Raw genomic sequence first — 12,121 nt, 5'->3', positions numbered from 1 at the left:
ACTCGGAGTTGTTGACGGAGCTGGGCTCGGAGTTGTTGACGGAGTTGGACTCGGAGTTGTTGACGGAGTTGGACTCGGAGTTGGACTCGGAGTGGGAATTGGAGTTGGACTCGGAGTGGGAATTGGATCGATCGCGTCATCAGTCGAAAATACAATATTACCAACACTACTAGAACGCGGAAACGACTGCGATGTAATGCTAGATTGTCCCGTTGTAATTGCAGCCGCCGTACCGTTGCTAGCAGCATTTCCCACTACAAACGGTTCAATCGGCGTCCCTCCATCTCCCCCAGCGTGCACAATTGTAATTTTGCCACCACCGGCGCCGCCAGCCGTAGAAATGCTAGCAAATCCCGTCGGCGAAAGTGGGGTTGAAAAAGCACCCGTAGCGCGGAAAAATCCCCCCGTCGATGAAATAAAGACATCGCCACCGATGCCGCCTGTACCGCCTTGGGCATTGATCGAGTCTACTTGAATATCGCCGATCGGATCTAAGAACACATTGCCGGCATTTCCGAGTATACCGCTAGAGTTAATTTGTCCGGCGGTAATTGAAGTTATCGCCTTAACAGTTATGTTACCGCCACTGTTTCCCGATGTATTCAAATTGCCTGCTGTGAAATTGTTACCGCTTGTAAATAGAATTTCTCCGGCATTAGTAGTAATATTTTTAACGCTTATATCTCCCTGGGCAGTAATATCGACTTTGCCGGCGGTGACATCTCCCGATAAATTGACTTTTTCCGTGTTTAGTGCTGTCAATTGTTGCGCGTTAATTGTCGAGTTTCCTGTCACATTGCCAGCATTTTCGATCGCAAGATTTCCTAACTTGCTGGTGACCCCTACCGAACCGTTGAAAGTGATGCTGCCACTACCGGAGGCTAGAGTTAAGTTGCGGGCCGCATCAATACTGTCGATCGCACCTCCAAAGGCAATATTCCCGCCGGCTGTACTCAATCTCGCATCTTTCGTCAAGGCTAGAACACCGTTAATATTGATATTGCCATTATTAGTAGTAACATTTCCCCCCAACCTAGTGCTGGCAGCAGCAATATTAAAACCAGAATTGCTCGCAATATTACCGTTAGTGAATTCCGCCTGCGTTGCGGTAACATTCAAAACCGAAAGTGGTGCTGTTCCTCCGATACTTCCTTGCACCAGCACATTGCCTGTAGCTGCATCTAAGTTCAACAAATGGTTGCCGTCGATCGCCCCAATTATCTTAATATCTCCGCCGCCTGTACTAAGATTAATATCGTTTCCGAGTTGGACAGTGCCGTTGAGAGAGATCGGATTTTTGTTGGTATTGATGCCATAATTTAAATTAATTGTGGCAGCGTTGAGAGCAATGCTGCTGTTGTCATTGCCGGTAATAGTGCCATCAAGTGCGATCGTACCAGTTCCCCCTTGAATACTTACGGGGTCTAAAAAGGTGAGATTGTAGGGTATGCTAACCTTGGCGGTGCTATCCGATCGCCCGATCGCGATCGAGCTAAATCCATTTTGAATCAAATTAATTTCCGCTGCCGTCAAATCTAAAGCGCTAGTATTGTTATCAATTGCGCCAACCGCAATATTTTGTCCTACTGTTGCGGGTTGCAGCGTTAGCGCACCTGTACCAGAAACGTTCCCGGAAAAATTAATTTCACCGGCAGTTAAAGCCAACGGGTTACTGCCTGCCGATAAAGTAGAACCGAAAGCAATAGTTGCATCTCCCAGCGTAAAAGTTACAGGAGTATTTAACGTCACCGGGCCGCTAAAACTAATATTATCATTAGTTGTGGTGATATTTCCGCTCAGGGCAACGCTTCCCGCGCCATTTTGATTAAATGCACCGTCTAAGTTCAGACTATTTAAAATATTGAGATTGCCCGTATTGCTAATTGTTAGCGTACCGTTATTGGTGGTAGTCAAAATTCCTTGCAGATTAATAGTATCAGCCACTATTCCAATATTACCAGCTACGTTAACGGCTGAATTCGCAGTGATAGTTTTTCCGCTAATCTGTAACTTGCTTAAAGAATTAGCATTGCCCACTGCACCATTGAATGTAACATTACCGGTATCAGCATTGAGAGTCAAGTCGCTACTGCCGTTAACTGTATCATTAAAAGTAAGAGCCTTCCCTGAAATAATCGGATTGTTGGCAATTGTGACAGCATCTCCATAAGTTTGACTGCCTGTAGTTGTCACATTACCATTGAGTTGAGTTGTGCCGCCAGCATCTGTAGTCATGCTGGCAGAATTGACGGCATTAAATGTAGTTGTACCTGTACTGTTAGCGGTAATATTTCCTAATGCTGTGCTCTTGCCAACAGCACCATTGAATGCAATATTACCGCTCACCGCCTTCACCGTCAAATCGCTGGTGCCGTTAACTGTATCCTTAAAATTAACGCCGTTCCCTGTGAGAATCGGATTATTGGCAATTGTAACTGCATCTCCATAAGTTTGACTGCCGATTGTCTTGACATCGCCCTTGAGTGTAGTTGTGCCGCCAGCATCTGTCGTTAAACTTGCGGCATTGACTGTTTTATTAAATTCAGTTGTGCCTGTAGAGTTAGCTGTAATATTTCCTAAAGCCTTGGTATTGCCAAGTACACCATTGAATGTAATATTACCTGCACCCCCATTTACAGTCAAGTCGCTGCCAATGTTATTGGCATCAACAGTATCGTTGAAAGTAATGCCGTTCCCTGTGAGAATCGGATTAGTGGCAATTGTAACTGCATCTCCATAAGTTTGACTGCCGATTGTAGTGACATTTCCCTTGAGTTGAGTTGTGCCACCTGCGTCAGTTGTTAAACTTTGGGCATTGACACTGCTCGCGAAGCTAGTCGTGCCACTACTGTTGGCAGTTATCGCACCGAATGGAATTGTACTGTTACCGATCGCACCTTTTGTGAATGTAATATTACCAGTACCCGCTGTTAAAGTGAGATTTGGACTGTTAGCAGTGGTGCTGTCAACTGTATTGTTAAAAATAATATCGCCAGCACCTGCACCTGTGTTGAAAGAAACATCAGTTGTCAGAGTAACAGGACTGTTGAAAGTAATATTATCGTTAGTAGTGGTAATGTTGGATGCTATATTGACCTTGCCCGTACCGCTTTGAGTAAAATCTCCATCCAGCACTAAATTTGCCCCAGTAGCAATATTCAAGTCGCCACTATTATTGACTTTAAAAGTTCCATTATTTAGCGTTGTGACTGGATTGTCGATCGCCAAATCTGCGACATTTAAGTTAATGCCACCTGCACCATAGGTTGTGACTGCGCCGTTTAAGGTCGTTTTACCAGTAGCTGTAAGATTAATACTGTTGGCTGTAATTGCCGCGGTTTGTACGTCGGTAGCATTATTGATCTGGAGATTGCCGATCGCAATTGGATTGCCGACTTCTCCACCAAATATAATATTACCAGTACCGGCTGTGAGAGTGAGATTTTGATTGTTAGCAGTTGTACCGTTGACGGTTTTGCTGAAAAGAATATTGCCGGCACCGACTGCACCTGTGTCAACCAAAACATTATTTTGAAGCGTAACAGGCCCGTTGAAAGTGATATTTTGATCGATTGTGGTAATCGGCCCATTGAGTGCGATCATACCGATGTTGCTAGTAAGGGTGATATCACCCGTTCCAGTCGTGCTTATATTGCCGGCGGTGATGTTTTGATTCGCTGTCAGTGCAATCGAAGCGTTATCAGTTCCAGTGAGACTCCCACCAGGTAAAATTGCGATCGATCCAGCCCCCAGTGGAGAGCGAATTGTCACGGGATCTCGGAATGTCAGAGGCGACTCGATGGTAATTGCACCGCTGCTGTCTGTCCGTCCAATCGCGATCAATTTAAAGCCATCTTGTAGGCGATTGAATAGCCCAGTCATATCCAAGGAAGCAGGTCGATCGATCGTGTCCCCAAGTCCGATATTTAAGCCAGGTAAAAAAGGTTGAAGTACCAGATCGCCAGTACCCGACGAGGGAAGGCCGACTATATCAATCTCGTCTGCGGTAAGGGTGAGGTTGTTGCTACCCGCTACAAATCCATTATTTAAAGTAATCCTGCCGGTTTGTAAAGGATTGATTGAAGTAGGATTATGAGCGGTGAGAGAAACATTGTTTGTGGATACATTATTGAGAGTAACAGGATTTATAAAAAATATGTCACCATTAGTGGCGGTCAAATCACCTGAGACAGTGACAGCACCGGTAGCAGAAACTGTTTGAGTAATATCAGCGGCTGTAATTGCCTTTGTTTGGACGTTACCAGCACTATTAATTGTGAGTTTTCCTAGAGGAGTAATGCTGCCGACATCTGCACCAAATGTAATATTGCCAGTACCTGCTGTTAGAGTCAAATCTTGAGTGTTAGGATTTGTGCCGTTGACTGTTTTTTGGAAAAAAATGTCGCCTGCACCTGCTGTACCCGTGTCAACCAAGACATTATTTGCGACGGTAACAGGGCTGTTGAAAGTAATATTATTGTTGGTAGTAGTAACATCGGCTTTTAAAGAAGTAACTCCATTGAATGTAATCCCACCAATGGCTTTAATTGGGCCGTTAACTGCGATCGACCCCGTACCAGTTGGAGGCTGAATTGTCGTCGCTGTCTTCGGGTCGTTGAACTGAATGCCAGCGGGGTCAATTGCGATCGCCCCCGTCCCATCCGCCCGCCCAATAACCATTTGCAAAAAACCTTTTAACGTATCGAGTTCCACCTGGTTGAGATTCAAACGAGCGTCCGTGATATTACCGCCAACATTAATATCTAAAGTGGGAGTAAGCGGTTGCAACTGAATAGTCCCAGTACCATTAACTTGACTTGTTGCTGACAGTTGAATTTCATCGCCCGTCAAAGTGACCTTGCCGCCTAAAGTCGCGTTAATCACACCGCCCGTGAGATTAAGTGGAATAGAATTGTTATTAGCACTTCCCGTGAGGCTAATATTGCCCGTTCCCGTAGCTTGCACGGTTATCGGCGTGCCCGTGCCGAAGCTAATGCCGTAGCTGCTAGATGATGTCGCTACACCGGTACCAATTAAAGCAATATCTCCATTCTGTGCTTGTACGGTGCCTGAATTGAGCCAGATCCCGGAATTAGTGCCTGTCCCTGCACTGCCCGTACCCGTCAACGTCACCTTTCCCAAGGCTGCGCTTTGGATTGTAGCGGCACTATCTACATATATACCCTCGTTGGCCAACCCAGTCCCGCCACCAGTACCAGTCAGACTGACATTTCCAGAGAGCGCTTTCACTGTGCCCGCCCCAACTGATATCCCTTGATTGCCATCAGTCCCCTTGCCACCAACACCGCTCAGAGTCACATTTCCGATGCCAGTGGATTCCAGCACGCCTGACATCAAAATGCCCACGTTGTTGCCCACGCTGCCGTTACCTGTTCCAGTCAGGGCGATATCTCCATTCGGCGATTTTACGATACCACTAGGACTAATATATATCCCTGAATTGCCACTCGTCCCATTTCCCCCTGTCCCGGTGATGGTGATAGTCCCATTCCCCGAAGTTGACTGCACTGTAGCGGTATCTATGATAACGCCGAAGTTGTTGGTTAAAGTTCCAGCACCGTTACCAGTGAGGTTGACATTTCCCCCAGCCGATCGCACTGTACTTTTGTTGGTAATAGATATCCCTTTATTATTAAATGTCCCGTTCCCGCCAGTACCGGTGAAAGTAATACTTCCTGTCCCGATCGATTCCACTGTGCTGGTGGTATTAATGTTAATCCCGTTGTTGTCGCTTTTAGTTCCGTTACCTGTGCCAGTCAGGGTGATATTTCCATTGGTTGAAGTCACCTTAGATCCGCCTGTAACAACAATACCTTCATTTCCGACTAATGTCCCGTTCTGGCCCGTTCCATTGAGAGTAATATTTCCACTTCCAGTAGTTTGTACTATGGCGTTATTTATAATAATACCGTTACTGGTTCCGAATGTCACGTTTCCTCCGCTGCCGTCCAAGTTAATGTTCCCACCTCCGGCATTAATTGTGCCACCAAGAACGATTCCATTTCCATTGGAACCATTCCCTCGACCAATACCCTGGAAACTGCCCCCGTTTGTATTAATCGTCGAATTGAGTGTCAGATTACCACCGTTGAGATTATCGGCATCAGCATTGAGGGTAACGTTGCCTCCTTGAGTTGTGATATTGGCATTGGCGTTGACATTTATATTGTTATTAGCTTGAGCAGTCATTCCAACTCCCGCAGTCGTTATATTGACAGGAGCGCTAAAGGTAATGCTATTCTTAGCTTGCAGCATCACATTAGTCGCGGCACTATTAATCAAGGCCGCATCAATGGTATTTCCCCCTATATCTGGATCGGCAAATTGATCTACCTGATTTAGTGCCGTAAAAGTTACCGCACCATTTTGAATAGTAATGTTTGTTGGGTCGAGCAATAATAATCCAGGATTGCCGTTAGCAGCCAGAGTATTAACATTGCCTCGGAAGTCTAAAAATTGCTTTCCAGACACTTCCACAAAGCCGCCATTCCCAGAAAGTAAGCCGCCTCTGGCCGTAATATTGCCATTAAAGCGAGTAGTTTCATCAGCCCAAACTATAACTCGCCCCCCATTCCCATTACTAATAGCATCAGCATTAATCGTCGAGTCGCTGCTAACAAAAGTCCGCGAAGCATTGGGCACCGTACCCAAACCCTGATAACCTCCGCCAATCAGTAAATTACCGCCGCCGTTAATCCCAGAAGCATCGATATTGCCCGCAATAACTCCTACTTTGTCGCCTAAAATATTTACAGTACCGCCAGTGTTGCCAGAAACGTTGATGTTGCCACTTGCGATCGCAGTTCCCGCAGTTACGGGCACAGCAGCATTCCCCGTCAACACAACTTCCCCATTAGGATTTACCATCAAACCCGTCGCCTGTGCCACACCTTTTCCAGTCAGTAACTCCGGCAAAGATAACACTGGCTGTGTCCAATTGTTGGGCAGCGAACTTTGAGTTGCTGTCGGCTGAATATCCAAGCTCAATAAATTTCCAGCTTGACTAATCCGCACCAAATTGTTACCGGGTACAGCGCTGATCAGAATATTGCCACTAGGCGCAGTTAACTGACCAGTATTGACAACCGTACCTCCGATCAAACTTAAACTTTGACCTGGTGTCACCGTCAGATTGCCTGCATTAACAATGCTTCCCCTTGGCAAATTTGTAAACGCAAAACTATTCGGTGTTCCGATGAAACTTGCCCAATTGTTATTGCCGATCGCACTAAACCACTGATTGTTCCCAAAACCAATCCCTGTCGCCGTAGTAGCATTAAAAGCTCCCGGCACGTTGAGACTGGCATTCGGCCCAAAAATCATGCCGGCAGGATTCATCAAAAATAAATTAGAATTGCCGCCAGTAACTTGAATTAAGCCATTAATTAAAGAAGGATTTCCCCCAGTAATCCGCCCCAAAATATTTTGAATATTCGGATTAGTCAGAAAGTTAGCTGTTTGACCTTCGCTGAGGCCGAACTGAGTAAAGCTGTGAAAAAGGTTAGCCTTATCACCACCCAATGACCCCCCGGAAATGTCGTAGCGGTTGCCGTTGGGAGTAACAACTGTGTTAGTGCCGTCTGGTGCCGGGGTTATAGGTTGCGCGTTTGCCGAACCCGCCGCTGCACTCAGCCAGCTAACAATGAATAACCATCCGAGCAAATTTAGTCTGTTGGCTGTCATTGTGTTTAAAAATTGTGCTTAAAGTGCGATCGTATTTATCTATCCTATTTTTACTCATAAAAATTACTAATGTCAATAGGAGAACCCTCTTTTTGATTCCCAAATAATTAGTATGTGAAAAGGAAATGTACGTGTTGAATTACTAGGATTTACGTAGAAACAGTTTTTTTAATAGCACTTAGGCGCGCGCAATGAAACTTGGTTTCTGGTTGCCAATTTAACTGCTTCCCAGACGCAATTACCTTGAAAAACCGAGTTTATGCGTCTGGAACTGTTGGGGAAAATATGGCACCGAACGCGAGGGTTAGGGGTTTAAAAAACTCCGAATATTAGTCAAAATTACGTAAGTAGCGATCACCTATTATACAGCTTGCTTATAGTGGCAAAAAACTAGCTCAAAGCCCTACTCACGTTCGCCCCCGCTTCTTTCTGCATCGGTCGAGCAGCTTGCAGCCCGCTTTGAGGAGCAACGAACCGAACAGCAGACTTTCTCTCCAAAACTTTATATTTTTTGGATGAACTTTACCAAAACTTTATAAATATCGAGTAAAATTTTTATGTATTTTTGATGAAAGCCAATATGTGCAAGTCTTGCACTCAACTTTAGACCGTTACCTAAACGAAGTAAATGTAGTAGGTTGGAAGTCTAGGCAGGATGAAAATCTTGCTCTGATAGATTAAACTGTGCCAATCTGGTGTCAGTGAAAACTCTTAGAAGAAGCACTCATTTACTCCAAAACACCCTTAAGTGAGATCTGTATGTAGATTCACTGGTGTGGAGCCTCTTCTTGAGGTTTGACGATCGTCCTAAATATAGCAGGCTCGCGATCGTCGATTCGCGTCACAACAACATGGCATTTTGCGCCTTACTACGTAACATATTGGAGGAATCAGGGTTATGACTACCTTAACGCTAGTCAAAAAAACATCTTTTACAGTCGTCAGCTTGGCAACCACAATGTTGCTCAGCATCTGCACGCCCGTCCGAGCTTTCATGTTTGGCACTGGCGGCATCCAGTTCGATCGAGATACCAATATAAACTTTACCTTCGACCAATCTCACAGCCCTTACCAGTCCAGCTTGTGGGTGGCCCAAGCTGAGTTAGGAAACACTGGCTACACCAACATCGCCAGACTGTTTAACGAGACTAAACCCTCAGATAACGGCTCTGCCAACAACTCGGAAGCAACCTTTGGCAACGCAGTCACCTCCGAAAACGGCTCCATCACCCAAACCTTCACATTTTTGCAGGATCAAATTTATGCCCTGCTGCTGTGGAGCGACACGGGTACCGGCAGACCTTTCGAGCAATACGTCTCGTCGAGTACCTTCATGAACAGCCCCAAATGGTTTGCCGCCGGCACCCAGTTCCGAAGAGATGAATGTCTGGTGGCGGGATGTCAGCTTGCTGTGTTTGGTGACTTTAGCCTCGACTACAACTCCAGCGACTCATTTACAAACATCAACGGCGGTAAAAGCCCAGAGCAATATTCATTGCTCACAATGGCCCAACTGGCTCAGGGCACAAAAATCTCCTTCGACGATGCCAAACGAGGAACCGAGCTTGACTTCAAAGACTTCACCGTGTCGGCTGAGTTAGTCCCCGCACCAGCCCCCGCACCAGCCCCCGCACCAGCCCCCGCACCAGTCCCCGAACCAGTCCCCGAACCAGTCACAGTGTTCGCGACTATGCTGGGGCTCGGGGCTTTGGCTGCAGCTCGCCGGAAAAATAAGCGACAGCCGCAACCAGAAAAATGACTCTTAACCAGCCCCATACAAATCTAAATAGTGCGTCTGTTCAGTGGTAATCTGAGGAATAGCATTTCTAAATGTTAAGACTTTTTCCATAACGGGAAAAATAGCATCCTAACAAAGGCACTATTCATGGTATCCACCGCAACAAAAACGAACGTAGGCTACATCACCCAAATCATTGGGCCGGTTGTAGACGTAAAATTCCCAGGCGGCAAACTGCCCCAAATCTATAACGCTCTCACGATTTCCGGCAAAAACGAAGCAGGTCAAGACATGGCCGTTACCTGCGAAGTTCAGCAACTGCTCGGAGACAGCCAAGTGCGTGCAGTTTCCATGAGTACCACCGACGGCTTGGTGCGTGGCATGGAAGTAGTAGATACCGGGGAATCGATCCAAGTTCCCGTCGGTATCCCAACTCTGGGCCGAATTTTTAATGTCATCGGCGAACCCGTAGACAACCTTGGCCCGGTCAATACTTCCGAAAGTATGCCCATCCACCGCAACCCGCCGGCTTTCACCGAACTGGAAACCAAGCCTTCGGTGTTTGAAACCGGAATCAAGGTGATCGACCTCCTGGCTCCCTACCGTCGCGGCGGCAAAATCGGTTTGTTCGGCGGCGCAGGCGTCGGCAAAACCGTGATTATGATGGAACTCGTGAACAACATCGCCAAGGCTCACGGCGGCGTGTCCGTGTTTGGCGGTGTGGGCGAGCGCACCCGCGAAGGTAATGACCTCTACAAGGAAATGATCGAGTCGGGGGTTATTAACGAAGAAGACCGCAGCAAGTCGAAAATTGCCCTAGTATACGGTCAAATGAACGAGCCGCCTGGTGCTCGGATGCGCGTGGGCCTGTCGGCTCTGGCGATGGCCGAATACTTCCGCGATGTCAGCAAGCAAGACGTGCTGCTGTTCATTGACAATATCTTCCGGTTCGTGCAAGCGGGCTCTGAGGTATCGGCTCTGTTGGGTCGGATGCCTTCGGCTGTGGGATATCAGCCGACTCTCGGTACAGACATGGGCGACTTGCAAGAACGGATTACTTCGACTACCGAAGGTTCGATTACTTCGGTTCAAGCTGTGTACGTACCTGCGGATGACTTGACTGACCCCGCTCCGGCTACGACTTTTGCTCACTTGGACGCTACAACTGTGTTGTCTCGCGGTTTGGCTTCCAAAGGTATTTATCCGGCTGTTGATCCGCTGGATTCTACCTCTACAATGTTGCAAGTTAGCGTTGTCGGCGAAGAGCACTATGGTGTTGCTCGTCAGGTGCAGTCTACTCTGCAACGCTACAAGGAATTGCAAGATATTATTGCGATTTTGGGTTTGGATGAGCTGTCTGAAGATGACCGCTTGACCGTTTCTCGCGCTCGCAAAATTGAACGGTTCTTGTCTCAACCGTTCTTTGTGGCGGAAGTGTTCACCGGTTCCCCCGGCAAGTACGTCAAGCTGGCCGATACCATTAAGGGCTTCCAGATGATTTTGGCTGGCGAACTTGACGAATTACCTGAACAAGCTTTCTATTTGGTGGGCGATATCAACGAGGCGATCGCCAAAGCTGAAAAAATGAAAGCTGACGCCAAGTAATTTTAGTCATGAGTCATTAGTCATTGGTCATTAGTTGTTAACAGTTAAGTGACTGATGATGGCCGACGGCTGACTAATGACTAATGACTGCTGACTGCTGACTGCTGACTAATGACTAATGACTAAGGACAATTTATGACATTAACTGTGCGCGTAGTGGCCCCAGACAAAACTGTTTGGGATTCTAATGCTGAAGAAGTAATTCTGCCGAGCACCACAGGCCAATTGGGTATCTTGAGCGGTCACGCCCCAATGTTGACGGCTTTGGATACCGGAGTGATGCGCGTCCGTCCCGGCAAGGAATGGGTATCTATTGCTCTGATGGGTGGCTTTGCAGAAATCCAAGAAAACAAAGTTACTATTCTTGTCAACGGCGCTGAAAAAGGCGAAACCATTGATAAAGAAGCTGCTCGTACTGCTTACACCGAAGCAGAAGCTCGTTTGGAAAAGGCTACTAGCGGCACTTTGCAAGAGCAAATTCAAGCTAAGCAAGCAATCAAGCGCGCGAGAGCTCGTTTCCAAGCTGCCGGTGGCACGCTCTAGCTCTAAGGGTAAGGACATAGTGCTTTTGTAGTAGGGACACAACAATGTTGTGTCCCTACTGTTTTTCTCACGTTGTGTCCCTAATGTTTTGCTAAACTCCGGTTTCGGACAATAGAGATTGCATTGTTTCCCAAGATAACCCCTGCTGAAGATAGCGGGGGTTATTGGGATTGTAGGGGCTCTGGAGCCGATCGACACTGACAATTTTTGCTTTCTCCGGCAAAACAGGAACCTCTGGATCGAAAGCGGTCGATCGTGTCAGGGAGCTAGAAAAGCCTTTAAAAATAGCAATTTCATCGAATTCGCCGTCAATTTGGGCCTTGACGATTAAAACTTCGTGCGATCGTTTTAGGGTGTATTGTTCCAAGCGACGAGCAATAGAGTCAGCCATAATATAGCAATCCTAAATCAGTTGTAAAAATACAGCGTATTCCAGGTTGATAAAGTGTAGGGATAAGTAGTTAAGCAAAATTAATTACATAATTATCTCCAAATCCTTTAAGAATTTTTTCGACAGATGAAACAAGAGAT

5 protein-coding genes are annotated in these 12,121 nt (G+C 46.7%); 3 read left to right on the top strand and 2 right to left on the bottom strand.

Features of this window, described 5'->3' with window-relative positions:
• Positions 1-7,704: two-partner secretion domain-containing protein (locus QUA40_RS25060; protein WP_333130905.1), on the bottom strand; the 7,704-nt coding region annotated here is incomplete at its 3' end.
• A gap of 898 nt (positions 7,705-8,602) precedes the next feature.
• Between QUA40_RS25060 and QUA40_RS25055 the strand changes: the two genes are divergently transcribed.
• From QUA40_RS25055 to atpC, 3 genes are all read left to right on the top strand, one after another.
• The gene (locus tag QUA40_RS25055; RefSeq protein ID WP_333130903.1) at positions 8,603-9,463 is read left to right on the top strand and encodes a PEP-CTERM sorting domain-containing protein; all 861 of its coding nucleotides are present in this window, start codon (positions 8,603-8,605) and stop codon (positions 9,461-9,463) included.
• Positions 9,464-9,589: 126 nt separating this feature from the next.
• Positions 9,590-11,047, top strand: coding sequence for a F0F1 ATP synthase subunit beta (gene atpD, locus QUA40_RS25050; RefSeq protein ID WP_333130902.1), 1,458 nt, complete (start codon positions 9,590-9,592; stop codon positions 11,045-11,047).
• Between the two features lie 135 nt (positions 11,048-11,182).
• A complete protein-coding gene (gene atpC, locus QUA40_RS25045; RefSeq protein WP_006635885.1) occupies positions 11,183-11,590 on the top strand; it encodes an ATP synthase F1 subunit epsilon in 408 nt (135 codons plus the stop codon).
• Between the two features lie 91 nt (positions 11,591-11,681).
• Here atpC and QUA40_RS25040 read toward each other — a convergent pair whose 3' ends face one another.
• On the bottom strand, positions 11,682-11,981 hold the full coding sequence (locus tag QUA40_RS25040) for a DUF7734 family protein (RefSeq protein WP_333130900.1): 300 nt from the start codon (positions 11,979-11,981) through the stop codon (positions 11,682-11,684).
• Positions 11,982-12,121 lie beyond the last annotated feature (140 nt).

Origin of the sequence: Microcoleus sp. Pol11C3 (assembly GCF_036701485.1) — a bacterium.
In the GTDB taxonomy this organism is placed as follows: Bacteria; Cyanobacteriota; Cyanobacteriia; order Cyanobacteriales; family Microcoleaceae; genus Microcoleus.
This window is presented reverse-complemented; position numbering and strand designations above follow the sequence as displayed.

What these genes read in the sequence shown, in the direction of transcription:
- QUA40_RS25055 (WP_333130903.1), top strand. Translation starts at nt 8,603, where the DNA reads ATGACTACCTTAACGCTAGTCAAAAAAACATCTTTTACAGTCGTCAGC.
- atpD (WP_333130902.1), top strand. Translation starts at nt 9,590, where the DNA reads ATGGTATCCACCGCAACAAAAACGAACGTAGGCTACATCACCCAAATC.
- atpC (WP_006635885.1), top strand. Translation starts at nt 11,183, where the DNA reads ATGACATTAACTGTGCGCGTAGTGGCCCCAGACAAAACTGTTTGGGAT.
- QUA40_RS25040 (WP_333130900.1), bottom strand. Translation starts at nt 11,981, where the DNA reads ATGGCTGACTCTATTGCTCGTCGCTTGGAACAATACACCCTAAAACGA.